The sequence below is a fragment of the Streptomyces sp. NPDC005266 genome (genome assembly GCF_040607655.1).
Classification (GTDB): domain Bacteria; phylum Actinomycetota; class Actinomycetes; order Streptomycetales; family Streptomycetaceae; genus Streptomyces.
This window is the reverse complement of sequence record NZ_JBEXHC010000007.1, coordinates 47120-61846: the sequence shown is the minus strand read 5'-3', so window position 1 is coordinate 61846 and position 14727 is coordinate 47120. Positions and strand designations below refer to the sequence as shown.

The following is a 14727-nucleotide window of genomic DNA, read 5'->3' as shown; positions in this document are numbered from 1 at the left end:
TGCCTCACGCCGGGAAGTCGTGTGCCGGGAGTCTGATCAAGCGGACGTCGGCCGCCGCTCCATGAAGTAGGCGAGCGCCTGGGCCTTGAGACGATCGAGGCACGGCTCGCACGCGTAGAAGGGGGCGTGCTGCCCGCCCCACTGCACCGGGCCGAGCCAGATCACCAGGACTCCGGTACGTCCGCAGCCGAGCCAGCAATCACCGGTGGTCCACGGCCACTCCATGGAAGGACGTCCCCTTTCTTAGCTGGTCGGGATGGTCGATCTGGCGGCCTGGCAGTTGGGAGCGCAGGCCCAGAGCTGGAACGGCAGGCCCCGGTGGCGTATCTCGCCCAGCCGTCGACTGCTCGCTCCCAGCGGCCGGGCGCAGAGGGCGCAGTCCATGGCCATCTGCTGGCGGGGCCGGAGTCGGGCGAGATCCGGAAGGGGCGGGGGTGCCGTGGCCTGGATGCTCACTTGCCGCCCTCGGCACGGAGTTCCGCCCAGACCTCTTTGCCCCAAGGGCGTCTGCCCGAGCCGTGCAGGTCGTAGCCCCACCGGTCGGCGACAGCATCGACGAGGAGCAGCCCGCGCCCCGACTCGTCGTCGTCAGCCGCCTGGCTGAGTATGGGCAGACGCGTTGGTTCCCGGTCCAAGACCCCGACACGCAGTCGTGTCGCGCTCGGCCGCCCAACCGTGAGGCGGATCTCGGGACACGGAGTGTGCCTGGAGGCGTTCGCGATCAGCTCCGTGACGATCAGCGCGGCACGGTCGGCGAGGCCGTCGAGGTGCCACACACCGAGGACGTCTCGGACGAGTTCGCGGCCGATCTCGGCCGTGGACGGCTCGCACGGGAAGGTCTGGCTGTATGTCGGGTGGCCGACAGAGAGGGCCTCAACTGATGTTCTCAGACTCGTCATTGAGGTGGAGCCTTCGTGTCGTCTCGGCGCCCGGCCCGCCCCCGCGGGGGAACCTCAGGGGCGGGCCGGGCCGTCAACAGCCGCCCGCACGGTGGGGCGCGGCGGGTGACCAGCACCCAGACAACTCCCTTTCCCGGCGGGTTGGTTAGGGCGTTCAGGTGCTCAGCCGACGGATTGACCTAGGGCGTTTTGACCTCTTCTTTACCTGGCGGGTGGGGATCGCGCGGGCTACCGTGCCCGCATGGACACCACCCGCAACACCGTTCTTGAGGCGTGGATGACCGAACACGGTTACAGCTCCAACAGCTTCGCCGAGGCCGTGAACAGGGCCATTGAACGGTTGACCGGGCGCCCTGGAGGACTCGACGGCTCATCGGTCCGGGCATGGAAAGCGGGCCGGGTCACGTGGCCAAAGTCAGTCGGCCGCAAGGCACTTGAGGACGTCACCGGACTACCCGCCGTCGCTTTAGGGTTCGTGCCACGGAGCCGGCCTTCGTCCACCCCGGCCCCACCGCAGCAGGAGGACCCCGACATGAAGCGCCGTACCCTCGTCGGCAGCATCGCGGCGGCTGCCGCAGCAGCAGCCGCACCCGGCACCGCATCGCCGCGCCGTCTCGGCATGAGCGACGTCAACCGCCTGAACAAGCGCTTCGCCGAGATCATCGCCAGCGACCACCGCCACGGCGGACAACTCGGCATCGAACAGCGGGCCGCCGCCCTCGCCGACGAGGCACTCAACCTCCAGAACGCCGGCAGCGCCACCCAGCGCGTACGCAGCAACCTCTATGCCTCAGCAGCCGCCTTCCGCTCCTCCGCGATGTGGGCTGCCATCGACGGCCGACGCTACGACGTCGCCAAGGCGCACATGCGCGAAGCCCAGGCCCTCGCCGAGATGTCCGGCGACCAGGCGATCAAGTTCCGCATCTGGAGCCACGCGGGCACCATGTACCGCCACATGGGGCGTCCCGCCGACGCGCTCGCCGCCAACGACGTCGCCCGCAACCTGCACATCACGCGCCGTGACCCCCTGTTCGCCTGCCTAGGGCATGCCCGCCAAGCCGCCACGCTCGGCCTTACGGGCGACACCGCAGCCGTACGGCAGGCCCTCGGCTGCGCTCAGGACGCACTCGCACGCGCCGATCCCGATCTCGCTCTCCCCGTGTGGATGGCCGCTGTCCGCGACGGAGCCGAGCTTGAAACACTCGCTCTGTCCGCACACCTCCGCCTTGGCAACTTCGAACAGGCCGAATCGCACGCCCACCGAAGCCTGACTCTGCTCCGCCCCCAGATGCAGCGCGACCGCGCCATCAACACTGCCCGGCTCGCACACGCCCAACTCGGACAAGGCGAAGCCGACGCCGCCACGGCCACGGCCATGAAGGTCCCCGCCGAAGCCGCCACCCAACACGCCCGGGTCACACGCATGCTTCAGGAGTTCGGGGCCGCGCTGCGCGCCACTGCGCCGGGCCGTTCCACCGTGCAGACCTGGACCGAGCACACCGCCACCTGGAGGAAGGCCGCATGACCACGGCGCCCGCCGTCGAACTGCGCAGGTTCACCACCCTCGACACTGCCCGCGGCGACCTCCTCGACGTGTACGCCGACGTACGCGCCCCACTCCTCTGCCTGCCGAACTACGCGGTCACCGCGTTCGGCGAGCGCCTTGACCGGCACGGCACCGAGCCGGGGTTCGTGGCTGTCCTCGCCTACGCGGACGGGCATCCGGTCGGCTTCGCCTACGGCAACACCATCGAGCACGGCGACCGATACTGGCAGCGCATCAGCCCGGCGCCGGCGGAGAAGTACACGGAGCGTCCGGCCGTGTCCCTGAAGGAGGGCGGCGTCCGGCTGGCTTGGCGGAAGACCGGCACTGCCCGCCGCATCCACGACGCCCTCCTCGCCACCCGCGACGAACCGTACGTCACGCTCATGGTCAACTCGGCCGTCGGGGACGGACAGGTCCACGCGCTCTACAGATCATGGGGGTACGAGGACATCGGGCAGAGCCAGCCGTCACCGGCCTCACCGGTCCTCACCGTGATGATCCGCGACACCCGCTGACCCAAGAGGCGGGCAGAGCAAGGACGTCCGCCCGGGTGAGGTCGGCTGGGTGACCCGCGAGCCCCGGACGCAGAGCGTCAAGGGCACCTATGAGCTGCACTTCCCGGACCGGTTCTACGGTCACTACATCTGGTACGTGCCGTTCGAGGCGTCCGGCCCCACGCCGGACGCGTCCAGCACCAAGACCCAGCGCACCCGTCCCATGACGGACCGGGAGAAGGCCCAGCGCTGCGGCTAGGCCCCGGACTTGATCTGGCGGGCGCCCGGCCCCCACAGCCGGGCGCCCGCCAGGGCGTGGGGGCCGCCGTCAGCGCAGCCGGACGGTCGACAGCGACCGCTTGAGCAGCGGGGTGAGCCGCTGTTCGACGTAGCGGTAGAGCACCCAGGCCAGGCCCAGCATCAGCAGGACGGTCAGGGCGAGGGTCCCGGACGAGGGGATGCCGAGCTTCCGGTGGAGCGCCCACACCACCACCCAGCCCAGATGCTCATGGACCAGATAGAACGGGTAGGTCAGCGCGCCCGCCACGGTCAGCCAGCGCCAGTTGGCCCAGTGCAGCTTGCCGAGCGCGACCAGTGCCACCGCCGCATAGCCGAAGGCCACCACGGCGATGATGCCCATCGAGGTCCGGTAGGAGAAGGCGTTGTCCATGGACGCGGGGTGCCACAGCCCGCGGATCGCGTAGTGCTGGCCGATCAGGAAGCTGATCCCGACGATGCCCCAGGACAGGGCGTCATGGCCGAAGCGGTGGATCAGGTAGAGGCCGATGCCGCCGATGAAGTACGAGGCGTACTCCGGCATCAGCACGATGTCCAGCAGCGGCAGGTCCGACGCCTGGGCGATGGCCGCGCCCAGCGTCCACACGGCGCAGAAGAGCACGACCCGGCGGCGGTTGGCGCCCGGGAGGACGACGAACAGCGCGAAGAGGGCGTAGAAGCGCAGCTCCGCCCACAGGGTCCAGCACACCCCGAGCACCCGGTCCACCCCGAGCGGCTGCTGCAGCATCGTGAAGTTGACCAGCGCGTCGCTGGGCGAGACCGCCTCGTAGGTGACCCAGGGGAGCGCGAAGACGGCGGTGACCAGGATGATCGCGGCCCAGTAGGCGGGGAAGAGCCGGGAGACGCGGGAGGCGAAGAACGACCGCAGCGGCCGCCCCCAGCCGCTCATGCAGATGACGAAGCCGCTGATGATGAAGAAGATCTGGACACCGAGACAGCCATAGGCGAAGAACGTCGAGGCAGTGGGGAACTGGCCACGGGGCGAGGAGCCCCACGCCTGGCCGATCTCGCCGCTGCGGCCGCCGTAGTGGTAGGCGGCGACCATCAGCGCGGCCAGCAGCCGCAGCCCGTCCAGCGCGCGCAGCCGCGCCGGGTGCCCGCCACGCGCCGGGCGCGCGGCCCCCTGCGCGATCTCCTTCGCGCTCTGCTTCGCGCTCTGCTTCGCCGTCTCCCCGCCGGGCGGCGGCGTCGACGTGGGCGCCCCGCCGGGCGGCGGCGTCGACGTGGGCGCCGCCGCGTCGGGTATCGGGCCGGCGTCGGGGGCGGCCGGGGCACTCATCCGGTCGCCGTCCGCTTGAGGGCGGCCCGCTTGAGGGCGCGGGCGCGGCGTGCCACCCGGCGCACCGTCTCATTGCGCGGGATGAAGGCGAGCTGGGAGGGGACCGAGCCGGGCAGGGCGAGCGCGGTGAGCCGGCGGCGCTTGAAGTAGCGCCAGCTGTGGGCGTCCAGATGGGCCGCCAGATAGCGCTCGGCGGCGGGCCGCAGATCGGGGTAGATCTTCGCCTGCATGCAGAAGCCGACCGCGGCGACCAGACCGGTCAGCCGCTTCCCCGCCCGCTCGTCCACCGGCTGCGCACCGGCGGCCACGGCCTTGTGGTCCTCCAGATCCGGGAGCAGCGCGTCGACGATGGTGACCGGGATCCGGTTGCTGTTCTGGTACGGGCTGAGCCGCTCCAGCAGCACCTCGGTGCCGATCCGGGCGACCGGCAGCCCGTAGAAGACGGACGCGGTGAGCAGCGCGGTGGAGAAGCAGCCGATCACCAGGCCCGGGCGCATCCGCTGGTAGAGCACCTCGGCGAGGACCGGGGTGTCCATGACGGTCAGCTCCGCGCCCAGCTCCGCGGCCTTCTTCTCCAGCATCCGCGACCAGCGGGCCGGGGCGGTGGGGTGCGGCTTGAAGACGACGGTGCGGTGGCCGAGCGCCACGGCGCCGCGCAACATCCGCACATGCAGCTCTTCCTCCTCCTGCGGAGTGAGGATGTCCAGCGCGGAAAGATACTGCCCCAGCACCAGGGCGGGGCCCGTGCCGGTGGCGATCCGCTCGCTGGCGGACACGACGCCGCGCGGGGCGGCGTCGGCGACCTCGGCGAGCACCTTGGTGAACACCTCGGTGGGCAGCACCTCGGGCTCGACGCCGAACTCGGTGAGGAGCAGCGGCCGCAGCCCCGGCACCAGGTCCAGATGGAGCAGGCGGCGGATGCGGGTGCCGATCAAGGGGTCGAGCTTGTTACGGGTCGGGCCGTAGCTCATCAGCCCGTCGGCGTAGATGTCGATGGGCGCGCCCTGGAACACATTGGCGACCGCCATCGCCGGGTTGACCTGGATGGACTCCAGTACCAGCTCGATGTCGTCGTCGCCGAGGTTCCACAGCAGCCGCAGATGGCGCTCCCACAACGGGGCGTCGTCGGACCGCGGGGACCAGCCGCCGGGATGGAAGGGGCTGATCGTCTCGTTCCAGGACAGCACCCGGTCGAAGCGCGAGCGCAGCCGTTCGAAGCCGGGCATCTCGTCGACGGACGGCGTGGTCTCCGGAGTGGCCGCGTTGTTGCTGATGAGCAGCAGCCGGCGGTCGGCCGGCCCGATGCTCGCGGCGTCGATGGCGGCGGCCAGGGTCGCCGCCCCGTAGAGGGTGGAGGCCAGGAAGATCTGGGTGCGCTTGCGCGCGGCGAGGGGGGTGTACGCGGACATCAGGCGGCAACCTCCGTGCCCGCCGGGCGGCGCTTGACCCGCCGCAGGCGTGCGGCACGCTCGTAGTCCATGGAATCCAGCGCGTCCTTCAGTACGTCCTGGGGCATTCGCTTCATCGCCGCCGCCGACATGGAGCGGAGTTTGCGAGCCACTTGCGGTTCGAATCTTTCGATATTGCCGAGGTGATGGGCAATGATCGCGCAATAGGTGCGCACGGCCTTGGGCAGCAGCGTATCGGCATCTCGATCACGTGCCGTCTCCTCGATTACTTGATCGAATGCGCGGATGAAGTCGAGCTGCCGCACATCGCCGATCTGGGTAAGAGAGGAAGAGACGCCGCGCCGGTAGAAGACCCCGTGCATACCCAGCACCGCGAAGCTGCGCGCCTCGCGGTGCAGCCGCCAGATCCACGGCCGGTCCTCGGCGGTGCGCAGCCCATGGGTGAAGTGCAGCAGTCCCTGGTCGGCCAGCCGGCGGTGGTACATGCCGGCCCAGGCGTAGGGATAGTCGACGGAGGTGGAGCGGTCGGCGGGGAGGATCGCGTCCCGCGGGTTCATCACCACATCGCGCAGGCCGTGCGGCGCCCTGATGATCGAGCGGGCGCGGGCGGTGCACTGGACATGGTCGACGCGGACGAAGTCACATCCCAAGTCCTCGATGGCCGCGAGCAGTTGCTCGTAGTAGCCGGGGGCCAGCCAGTCGTCGCCGTCGAGGAAGGTGATGTACTCACCGGTGGCCTTGTCGAGTCCGGTGTTCCGGGCGGTGGCCAGCCCACCGTTCTTCTCATGCCGCACATGGACGGCCCCCGGAAGCTCGCGCTCGGCGCGCTCCAGGATCTCCGGCGTCCCGTCGGTGGCACAGTCGTCGACGAGAATGAATTCAAAGTCCTCCCGCGCGTTCGCGCGCAGGCTTCTGAGCGTGTCGGGGGCATAGGTCTGCACGTTGTAGAACGGCACGATGACGGAGAGCTTAACCACGCGGGTGACGCTAGGTTGCCGGCCGGCATTCGTGTTGACCTGAAGGGTACGTAAAGGTGAACGAAGAACGTCGGAACGGTTAACCCGCTGTTCCCGCCTGCCGGTTCGCCAATCGTCGACATGCTGTTAACCCTTTGTTGCTCCGGCGTTGGGCCGTGAATCGAAATAGCTTCCTAGCGTCTCCGACGTGCCCTCACGTACCAATTCTCCCGTGCGAGTAGCCGTGCTCGCCGACTCCGACACCCGGTGGAAATGGGGCGCGCTCACCGCGCACCGCCTCGTCCCCGAGAGCCCGGAGTCAGGCCGCCGTCTGGACGGCTTCCTGCTGCGCGGCCGCGCCACCCCGACCGTCCGGCAGCTTGCCGAGGTCGGCGTGCGCGCCGATGCCATGCGCGAGGTGACGGGCACCGAATTCGTCCGGTCCGTTGACCGTGAACGCTACGACGTCATCGTGCTCTCCCTGGTCGGCGGGGCCGTCCAGGCCATGCTGCACGGCCTGCGCCACGCCTGGCGGGACGCCGATCGCCGCCCCGTGGTCGTCACCGGCTATGTGGGCGTCGTCTACGAGAAGCTCGCCGACGGACTGCTGCTGCGCCATGGCGCGGATGTGGTGCTCGCCAACTCCCGCCATGACGCGGAGCGCTTCCGTGACGTCTACAGGGGCGTCGGCACGAGCGCGGACAGCGTCGTGGAGTGCGCGCTTCCGTTCCTCGGCGGCGCCCGGTACGACGAGAAGGCCCGCGAGGGGCGGAAGTACCCCGGCGGCACGGTCGTCTTCGCCGTCCAGCCGTCCGTCCCGGACAACCGCGCCGACCGTATGTATCTGCTGCGCCGGGCCGTCGACCACGCCCGCCGCCACCCCGACCGCGAGGTCCTGGTCAAGCTGCGCAGCAAGCCGGGCGAGCACACCACGCACATCGAGGAGCTTCCGTACCAGAAGCTGATCGCCAAGTTCGGCGATCTGCCGTCCAACCTCCGGCTCGCCTACGGGAACATGGGGGAGGTCCTGGACACCACCGACCTGCTGGTCACGGTCAGCTCCACGGCCGCCCTGGAGTCGCTGCACCGCTCCATCCCGACCGCCGTCCTCACCGACCTCGGGGTGCGCGAGACGCTCGGCAACCACCACTTCCTCGGCTCCGGCTGCCTCGCCTCCTGGGACGAGCTGGACGCCGGATACCGGCCCGAGCCCGACCCGACCTGGCTCAGCCGCCAGGGCGTCGCCGCCGACGGGCCGTACGAGACCTGGTTCGACGCCGCGCGCGAGCGGGTCGCCGAGCTGGCCGCGGCGGACACCCTGCCGCCGCTCGCCCCGTACTACACCCCGGTCACCGCGCCCGGCTATCTGCCCGGCCGGCTGGCCCGCTACGGCTTCGAGCCCGACGGCAGCCCCCGCCCCGGCGCCTCGGCCGAGGACGAGGCCCAGGTCAGCGGGTTGCGCCGGGTCGTGCGCAACACGATGCGGGAAGCGGCCCGCGGTGCGTACCGCCATGGCGTCCAGCGCGTGGCTCCCGTCATCCGGCGGATGGGGGAGCTGTGAGCGACGTACGCGCGGCCGCCGGGCCGCAGACGGCGACGATGCCCGCTCCTCTGCGCCGCGTGGACGCGGAAGCGAGCGAAGAACGGGCTGTGACAGCCCACATGACGTTCGAAAGCCCCGAAGGAGCCGCGATGACCCCCTCGACCGACCGGTGTGTGCTCGCCGTGATCCCCGCCCGTGGCGGGTCCAAGGGGGTCCCGGCCAAGAACCTCGCCGCCGTGGGGGGCGTGCCGCTCGTCGCGCGCGCCGTGCTGGAGTGCCGGGCGAGCCGGCTGGTGACCGACGTGGTCGTCTCCACCGACGACCCCGGCATCGCCGCCGCCGCGCGCGGCGCGGGCGCCGTGGTCATCCAGCGGCCCACCGACATCGCGGGCGACACCGCGACCAGCGAGGCCGCGGTCATCCACGCCATGGACGCGTACCAGGAGTCGCACGGCCGGGCGGTGGACGTGGTCCTCCTCGTCCAGTGCACCAGCCCCTTCATCGTCCGCGAGGACATCGACGGGGTCGCCGCGGCCGTCGCCGAGCAGGGCGCGGACAGCGCCCTGACCGTGGCCCCCTTCCACGGCTTTGTCTGGCGCGAGGGCGAGGACCCGCAGGCCGACGGGGGCGACGGGGTCAACCACGACAAGTCGTACCGTCCGCGCCGCCAGGACCGCCCCCAGGACTTCCTGGAGACCGGCGCCGCCTACGCGATGGACGCGCGCGGCTTCCGCGCGGCCGGTCACCGCTTCTTCGGCCGCACCGACCTGGTGCGCACCGACGCCGCCCGGGTGCTGGAGATCGACGACCCGCACGATCTGGCCCGCGCCCGCGCGCTCGCCCCGCTGCTCGACGCCGAGCGGCCGGGGGCCCTCCCCACCCGCGACGACATCGACGCGGTGGTACTCGACTTCGACGGCACCCAGACCGACGACAGGGTGCTGGTCGACTCCGATGGACGCGAGATGGTCGCCGTGCACCGCGGCGACGGGCTCGGGATCGCTGCCCTGCGCCGCGCTGAGCTGGCGCTGCTGATCCTGTCCACGGAAAAGAACCCGGTCGTCGCCGCACGGGCCCGCAAGCTGCAGGTCCCCGTGCTCCACGGCATCGACCGCAAAGATCTCGCACTGAAGCAGTGGTGCGAGGAGCAGGGCATCGCGCCGGAGCGCGTGCTCTACGTCGGCAACGACGTCAACGACCTCCCGTGCTTCGGCCTTGTCGGCTGGCCCGTGGCGGTCGCAGGTGCGCACGACGTCGTGCGCGGCGCCGCACGTGCGGTCACCTCCACGCCCGGAGGAGACGGCGCGATCCGCGAGATCGCCTCGTGGATTCTCGGAAAGGAACTGTCTTAAGTGAGCTCCAACAATCGCCTTCGCACCCTCGGCAGCAAGATCGCCGGCCCCGGCCACCCGGTCTATGTCACCGGTGAGATCGGCATCAACCACAACGGCGACCTGGAGAACGCGTTCAAGCTGATCGACGCTGCCGCCGACGCCGGCTGTGACGCGGTCAAGTTCCAGAAGCGAACCCCGGAGATCTGCACCCCGCGTGACCAGTGGGACATCGAGCGCGACACCCCCTGGGGCCGGATGACCTACATCGACTACCGCCACCGGGTGGAGTTCGGCGAGGACGAGTACCGCGCCATCTCCGAGCACTGCAAGAAGCGCGGCATCGACTGGTTCGCCTCCCCGTGGGACACCGAGGCCGTCGCCTTCCTGGAGAAGTTCGACGTCCCGGCCCACAAGGTGGCCTCCGCCTCGCTGACCGACGACGAGCTGCTGCGCGCCCTGCGGGCGACCGGCCGCACGATCATCCTGTCGACGGGCATGTCCACCCCCAAGCAGATCCGTCACGCGGTGGAGGTGCTCGGGAGCGAGAACATCCTGCTGTGCCACGCCACCTCCACCTACCCGGCCAAGGCCGAGGAGCTCAACCTGCGTGTGATCAACACGCTGCAGGCCGAGTACCCCAACGTGCCGATCGGCTACTCCGGCCACGAGACCGGTCTGCAGACCACTCTGGCCGCCGTCGCGCTCGGCGCGAGCTTCGTCGAGCGCCACATCACCCTGGACCGCGCCATGTGGGGCTCGGACCAGGCCGCCTCCGTCGAGCCGCAGGGTCTCACGCGCCTGGTGCGTGACATCCGCACCATCGAGGAGTCGCTGGGCGATGGCGTCAAGAAGGTCTACGAGAGCGAGCTCGGCCCGATGAAGAAGCTCCGCCGCGTCGCGGGCGTCGTCGCCGAGAACGAGGCCGCCGACCGCGAGCCCGTCGCGGTCTGAGGCACTCTGCCGTGAATCCACCGGCCGGTGAGACCGGCCCGCGCCCGGAAGCGGCGGACTCCCCCGATCCCTCGGGGGCTGTCCGCCGCTTCCGGGCCCTGCCTTTGGACGGTGCGATGCCCTCCGTTGCCCCCCTTGCCCCCCTTGTCACGCTTGCCTTCGTCGAGAGCCCGGTCCAGCTGCTGAACGTGCTGGAGTGGGCGTACACCGATGCCCGGCGCGCCGGGGCCCAGGAGCCCACGGCGCTGGACCTGACCGTGGTCGTGCTCGCCCCGCACGATCCGATGACCCGCGGCCAGCTGCGCCGGATGGCGGAGCTGGCCCGGGACGAGGGCTTCGCGGTGCGGTGGGAGGACGCGCGCGGCGGGGCCGGCGCCCCGCTGAAGACCATCGGCGGGCTGCGCGGGCCGCTGCGCCGGGCCGGCCGGATCGTCATAGGCGATCCCTTCTCCCGCTATGTGCAGCTGCTGCTCACCCTCGCCCGCGCCCGGGACCTGGTCGTCGTGGACGACGGCACGGCCACCATGGAGTTCATCTCCCAGCTGGCCAAGGGGGAGCGGCTGGAGCGCTGGCACCGGCGCGGCAACGGCAGGGGAGCACGCGACATGGTCTTCGCGCCGGTGTCCGCCACCGCGCGCCGCAGGCTCACCCCGGGCGCCAAGCGCCAGGTCGAGGTGTTCAGCTCGATGCCCGTCGAGCCGCCCCCCGGCGTCACCGTCACCGCCAACGACTTCGCCTGGACCCGGGCCCGCTTCGGCCCGCCCCGGCTCACCCGCGGCACCGATCTGGTCGGCACCTCCCTGGTCGAGACCGGCGTCGTCGACCCGGAGCGCTATCTGGAGGCGGTCGCCTCCCTGGCCCGCGCCCATGGCGCGACCCGCTACTTCGCCCACCGCCGCGAGAGCGCCGAGAAGCTGCACCGCGTCTCCGCCACGGTGGGGCTGGAGATCGTACGGCCCGATCTGCCGCTGGAGCTGATAGCGCGCCGCGGCCCCATCGGCCATACGATCGTGAGCTTCCCGTCGACCGTCGTGCACACGCTGCCGCTGGCGCTCGCGGGCACGGGCGTGAAGGTCGCCGTCTGCGATGTGGACCCCGCCTGGCTGACCAGCGACGCCTCACCGCGTGCCCAGGGGTTCCTGTCGGGCGTCACCGGCACGGCCCGGGATGTGCACCGGCTGGGCTCGACGCGGTCGGCGCCTCCGGCGCCACCGGTCGCGCCGGGTCCGTCCGCGGCGCCGGGTCCGTCCGCGGCGCCGGGTCCGTCCGCGGCGCCGGGTCCGTCCGCGGCGCCGGGCCCCTCCGCGGCACCGGGCCCCGCCACGGCGCACGGGCCCGGCGCACCCGTGGCAGCTTCCTGACAGCTTCGCTCGTACGGCCCTGTGGCGCTTATCACGGGGAAACGAGCTGTTATACCCCCTGACTAGGAAGGTCATGCGCCGGGAGGGGCGCTTTTCCCTCCCCGATTCGGTTGAAGTTTTGTTGATCGACATTCGGTGGGCCCGTCTCGCGTTCTACGCTTCTTTAGGTGAAGCAATTGATGTCCATCGACGAGACCCCTGCCCCACCGCCCGCCGACGCGGCGCTGCCCGGCACGCTCCCCGAAGGGCTGCGCGCCGAACTGATCGCCTTCCGGCGGGACTTGCACATGCACCCCGAGCTCGGCAACTGCGAGTTCCGCACCACCGCCGCCATCAAGGCGCGGCTGGAGCAGGCGGGCCTCGAGCCGCGGGTGCTGCCGACCGGCACCGGCCTCATCTGTGACATCGGCCCCCGCGATGGCGTGGCGCCCCTGCTGGCGCTGCGCGCGGACATCGACGGGCTGCCCATCCCGGACACCAAGACCGTCCCCTACCGCTCGACCGTCGCCGACCGCGCCCACGCCTGCGGCCACGATGTGCACACCACCGTGGTGCTCGGCGCCGGTCTGGTCCTGGCCGAGCTGGCCCGCGAGGGGCGGCTGGCCCGTCCGGTGCGGCTGCTGTTCCAGCCCGCCGAGGAGGTGCTGCCGGGCGGCGCCACCGACACGATCGAGGCGGGCGTGCTGGACGGCGTCGGCCGGATCCTGGCGCTGCACTGCGACCCCAAGGTCGAGGTCGGCCGGATCGGGCTGCGCGTCGGGCCGATCACCTCCGCCTGCGACCGGCTGGAGATCTCCCTCGACGGGCCGGGCGGCCACACCGCCCGCCCCCACCTCACCACCGATCTGGTGACCGCCGCCGCCAAGGTGGCCGCCGAGGTGCCCGCGCTGCTGGCCCGCCGGGTCGACGCCCGCTCGGGGCTCGCCGTCACCTGGGGGCGGATCGAGGCGGGCCACGCCTGCAATGTGATCCCTCAGCATGCCGAGCTGTCCGGAACCGTTCGCTGTCTGGATCTGCCCGCTTGGCGCGAGGCCCCCGATCTGGTGCACGCCGCCGTGGACGAGATCGCGACCCTGCACCGCGCCAAGTCGGAGATCAACTACATCCGGGGCGTCCCGCCGGTGGTCAACGAGGGGAGCTCGGCTGAGCTGCTGCGCGACGCGATGGTGGCCCGGCGCGGCTCGTACGCGGTCGAGGACACCGAGCAGAGCCTCGGCGGCGAGGACTTCTCCTGGTATCTGGAGCGGGTGCCCGGTGCGATGGCCCGGCTGGGCGTCCGCAGGGTCGGCGACACCACCCGGCGCGATCTGCACGCGGGCGATTTCGATGTGGACGAGGGCGCCATCGCGGTGGGCGTGGAGCTTTTCACGGCCGCGGCTTTGCTGGAGCGCAACGTTCTGTAGACCTGGCGGACAGGATAGGTTCGCGACGATCCTATAACGGCTTCCGTAGGGGCCTTTATCTGACATCTACGCGCGTTACGATGCGGCGGAGCCAGCGCCAAAGGAGGCGCTTCGAGTCAGAGGGGACCCTCGTGCGCCGGGTATCCACGATAGTTGTCGCGGGCATTGCCACCGCGGCTCTCGCAATGTCCGTCACCGCGTGTGGCAGCAGCTCCGAGGAAGGAAGCAAGGACGCCGGCGTCGGCCTGGCCTATGACGTCGGCGGCCGTGGCGACCACTCGTTCAACGACTCCGCCGCCAAGGGCTACGACAAGGCCCTGAAGGACTTCAAGGTCAAGGGCAAGGAGCTGACGGCCAAGGACGGCGACACCGACGCCGACCGCTACGACAAGCTCGCCAGCCTGGCCGAGGCGGGGTACAACCCGGTCGTCGGCGTCGGCTACGCGTGGACCCCCTCGCTCACCAAGGCCGCCAAGAAGTACAAGGACACCGACTTCGCGATCGTCGACTCGGTCGTCGACCTCAAGAACGTCGCCAGCCTGGTCTCCGCCGAGCACGAGGGCTCCTACCTCGCCGGTGTGGCCGCCGGGCTCAAGACCAAGACCAACAAGGTCGGCTTCATCGGCGGCACCGACAACGCGCTGATCAAGAAGTTCGCGGGCGGCTTCCAGCAGGGCCTGAAGGACACCAACCCCAAGGCGCGCCTTGAGGTCCAGTGGGTCCAGATCGGTTCGAACAAGGGCTTCGGCATGCCCGACCGCGGCAAGGACATCGCCGAGGGCATGCTCGCCAACAAGGCCGACGTGATCTACTCCGCGGCCGGCGGCTCCGGTGCCGGCGCCATCGAGGCGACCGCGAAGAAGAAGGGCACCTGGTCGATAGGCGTCGACGGCGACCAGTACTACGACAAGGGCCTGGCCCAGTACAAGCACACCATCATGACCTCCATGGTCAAGAACGTGAACGGCTCGGTCTACGACTTCGTCAAGAGCGTCGTCAAGGACAAGAAGCCCGAGCACGGCGTCCGGTCCTACGACCTCAAGCACGGCGGCGTCTCCCTCTCGTACTCCGGCGGCTTCATCGACGACATCAAGCCGAAGATCGAGGCGGCCAAGAAGAAGATCATCGACGGCACCATCAAGGTCGCCGACACCTACAAGGACTGATCCCGGCCGCCGGCCGGCTCTCGACGGACCTGGGCGGACGCCGATCCCCCAGGTCCGTCGCACATCTCGCCCCCGCCCCTCAGGAGTGC

14 protein-coding genes are annotated in these 14727 nt (G+C 70.7%); 9 read left to right on the top strand and 5 right to left on the bottom strand.

Annotation, left to right across the window (positions count from 1 at the left end):
- Window positions 1-36 precede the first annotated feature (36 nt).
- Window positions 37-225: a hypothetical protein gene (locus tag ABZU99_RS15925; protein WP_356047561.1), complete on the bottom strand. Its 189-nt coding sequence runs from the start codon at window positions 223-225 to the stop codon at window positions 37-39.
- Window positions 226-452: 227 nt separating this feature from the next.
- A complete protein-coding gene (locus tag ABZU99_RS15920) occupies window positions 453-899 on the bottom strand; it encodes an ATP-binding protein (protein WP_356047559.1) in 447 nt (148 codons plus the stop codon).
- Window positions 900-1140: 241 nt separating this feature from the next.
- Between ABZU99_RS15920 and ABZU99_RS15915 the strand changes: the two genes are divergently transcribed.
- From ABZU99_RS15915 to ABZU99_RS15905, 3 genes are read left to right on the top strand one after another with little or no spacing between them, the layout of a single operon-like run.
- Window positions 1141-2424 (top strand): XRE family transcriptional regulator, encoded by a 1284-nt coding sequence (locus ABZU99_RS15915; RefSeq protein WP_356047557.1) that lies wholly within the window; start codon window positions 1141-1143, stop codon window positions 2422-2424.
- Window positions 2421-2960 carry a GNAT family N-acetyltransferase gene (locus tag ABZU99_RS15910; protein ID WP_356047555.1) on the top strand — a complete coding sequence of 180 codons (540 nt, stop codon included), beginning with the start codon at window positions 2421-2423 and terminating at the stop codon, window positions 2958-2960. Before ABZU99_RS15915 ends, ABZU99_RS15910 begins: the two co-directional genes overlap by 4 nt.
- Before the next feature lie 49 nt (window positions 2961-3009).
- Window positions 3010-3198 (top strand): hypothetical protein, encoded by a 189-nt coding sequence (locus tag ABZU99_RS15905; protein ID WP_356047553.1) that lies wholly within the window; start codon window positions 3010-3012, stop codon window positions 3196-3198.
- Between the two features lie 69 nt (window positions 3199-3267).
- On the opposite strand, the gene ABZU99_RS15900 is transcribed toward ABZU99_RS15905, so the two are convergent.
- From ABZU99_RS15900 to ABZU99_RS15890, 3 genes are read right to left on the bottom strand one after another with little or no spacing between them, the layout of a single operon-like run.
- Entirely contained in the window at window positions 3268-4515 is a 1248-nt protein-coding gene (locus ABZU99_RS15900; RefSeq protein WP_356047551.1) for an acyltransferase family protein, read from the bottom strand.
- Window positions 4512-5924, bottom strand: a complete 1413-nt coding sequence (locus ABZU99_RS15895; RefSeq protein ID WP_355946593.1) for a polysialyltransferase family glycosyltransferase — start codon at window positions 5922-5924, stop codon at window positions 4512-4514. The genes ABZU99_RS15900 and ABZU99_RS15895 overlap by 4 nt, the downstream gene beginning before the upstream one ends.
- Entirely contained in the window at window positions 5924-6901 is a 978-nt protein-coding gene (locus ABZU99_RS15890) for a glycosyltransferase family 2 protein (RefSeq protein ID WP_356047549.1), read from the bottom strand. Before ABZU99_RS15890 ends, ABZU99_RS15895 begins: the two co-directional genes overlap by 1 nt.
- Window positions 6902-7124: 223 nt before the next feature.
- Between ABZU99_RS15890 and ABZU99_RS15885 the strand changes: the two genes are divergently transcribed.
- The 6 genes from ABZU99_RS15885 (at window position 7125) to ABZU99_RS15860 (ending at window position 14638) form a co-directional block, all read left to right on the top strand.
- Window positions 7125-8441, top strand: a complete 1317-nt coding sequence (locus ABZU99_RS15885; RefSeq protein ID WP_355946710.1) for a DUF6716 putative glycosyltransferase — start codon at window positions 7125-7127, stop codon at window positions 8439-8441.
- Between the two features lie 131 nt (window positions 8442-8572).
- Window positions 8573-9775: an acylneuraminate cytidylyltransferase gene (locus ABZU99_RS15880; RefSeq protein ID WP_355946597.1), complete on the top strand. Its 1203-nt coding sequence runs from the start codon at window positions 8573-8575 to the stop codon at window positions 9773-9775.
- Window positions 9776-10708 carry an N-acetylneuraminate synthase family protein gene (locus tag ABZU99_RS15875; protein ID WP_355946600.1) on the top strand — a complete coding sequence of 311 codons (933 nt, stop codon included), beginning with the start codon at window positions 9776-9778 and terminating at the stop codon, window positions 10706-10708. It begins immediately after the preceding gene.
- A 116-nt stretch (window positions 10709-10824) separates the two neighbouring features.
- Entirely contained in the window at window positions 10825-12069 is a 1245-nt protein-coding gene (locus ABZU99_RS15870; protein ID WP_356047546.1) for a hypothetical protein, read from the top strand.
- Between the two features lie 179 nt (window positions 12070-12248).
- The gene (locus tag ABZU99_RS15865) at window positions 12249-13472 is read left to right on the top strand and encodes an amidohydrolase (protein WP_355946713.1); all 1224 of its coding nucleotides are present in this window, start codon (window positions 12249-12251) and stop codon (window positions 13470-13472) included.
- A gap of 131 nt (window positions 13473-13603) precedes the next feature.
- Window positions 13604-14638, top strand: a complete 1035-nt coding sequence (locus ABZU99_RS15860) for a BMP family ABC transporter substrate-binding protein (RefSeq protein WP_356047544.1) — start codon at window positions 13604-13606, stop codon at window positions 14636-14638.
- Window positions 14639-14727 lie beyond the last annotated feature (89 nt).